The sequence below is a fragment of the Thermus sp. genome (assembly GCF_056332225.1).
Window position 1 is genome coordinate 1 of record NZ_JBWGQW010000122.1, and the last position, 1,168, is coordinate 1,168.

Here is a 1,168-nt window from a genome sequence, read left to right on the forward strand (position 1 = left end):
CGGTGGGTGAAAGCCTACGAGGAGAAGGGCATCCGCCCCACCCTGGACGTCCTGGTCCTCTGGGCCCAGGGGAAGAGGGTGGTCCCCAACACCAAGTCCGTGGCCGTGGACCTGGGCCTCGTCCTGGTTCTCCCCGAGGTGGAGGAGGCCAAGCGGCCTATGCTCATCACGTTGCTGGCAAACTACCTGGCCGACATCTTTGACGATCACCGGTCTAGAAGGTTTTACGCCGGCCTCATGTGGGCCGTGGTCAGGGGCGAACTCCCGGCCCAGTACGTCTTCGCCCTCTTGGTGAGGGTGATGAGGGACTACATGGAGGGGCAGGTCACGAGGCCCGGGGCTTACCTGGTTCGGACCCTGAAGGAGGCCTTCCCGGGGGCGGTGGGGAAGGGGGAGGAGGTGGCGGCGTAGGCGAAGGCCGTTCCCCTCACCCCCCTTCCCCCGGTCTTCTAGACCCCCTTGGGCGGGCTAGAGCCTTCCTGGGGCGGGGTGGGGCCCTCATCAACCCTGGCGGGAGGCGGGGGAAGGGCCTCCAGGTCCTCCACCACCAGGAGGCCCGAGACCGCCCGCCCCCGCACCCTCAGGGCCAGGCCTTCCCCCGGCGGGGCCACCTTGGGGCGGAGTTCCTTGGGGACCATGACCTCCAGGGGGAAGGGCTTGGGGAGGAGGCCCTGGGGGTTGGGGCGGATCTCCAGGACCAGGTAGCCGGCCACCTCCTCCCAGGCCTGGGGGATTCCGAGGGCGAAGAAGCGGCCGTAGACCCCCTCCCAGCGGGCGGGGTCTTGGGAAAAGCGGGCGAGCTGGAACCTGGCCAGGTCCAGGCGGCCTTCCTTGGTCCTGGGCCAGAGGCGGGCGCCCACCTCCAGGCCTTCGGGGTGGGCGGCGAGGACCTTGGCCAGGGCCTTGCGGGTCTTGGGGAGGAGGCGCTTGCGGGTGAGGGGGACCTCCCCGCCCAGTTCGGGGAGGGAGAGGACGGGGGGCGCCTTGGGCTTCTTCGGGGGCAGGAGGGTCCCCCGGGCGTAGAGGGTGGCGTAGTACAGGAAGGGGGCTTGGGCTTCCACGGGGTCAGGATACCCTAGGCCTAGGCGGCCACCTCCACCTTCTCCTCCCCCAGGGTTGTCCCGGCGTGAAGCGAAACCCCGGCCCCAGCGGGCCGGGGTTGGACCAG

Annotated in this window: 2 protein-coding genes; one reads left to right on the forward strand and one right to left on the reverse strand. The window is 70.2% G+C overall.

The features are described 5' to 3' along the window. Positions 1 to 411, forward strand: a 411-nt coding sequence (locus AC01Y6_RS10415) for a hypothetical protein (protein WP_476671450.1), incomplete at its 5' end; no start/stop codon positions are given. A gap of 38 nt (positions 412 to 449) precedes the next feature. Here AC01Y6_RS10415 and AC01Y6_RS10420 read toward each other — a convergent pair. Further along, positions 450 to 1,061: a hypothetical protein gene (locus tag AC01Y6_RS10420; RefSeq protein WP_476671451.1), complete on the reverse strand. Its 612-nt coding sequence runs from the start codon at positions 1,059 to 1,061 to the stop codon at positions 450 to 452. Positions 1,062 to 1,168 lie beyond the last annotated feature (107 nt).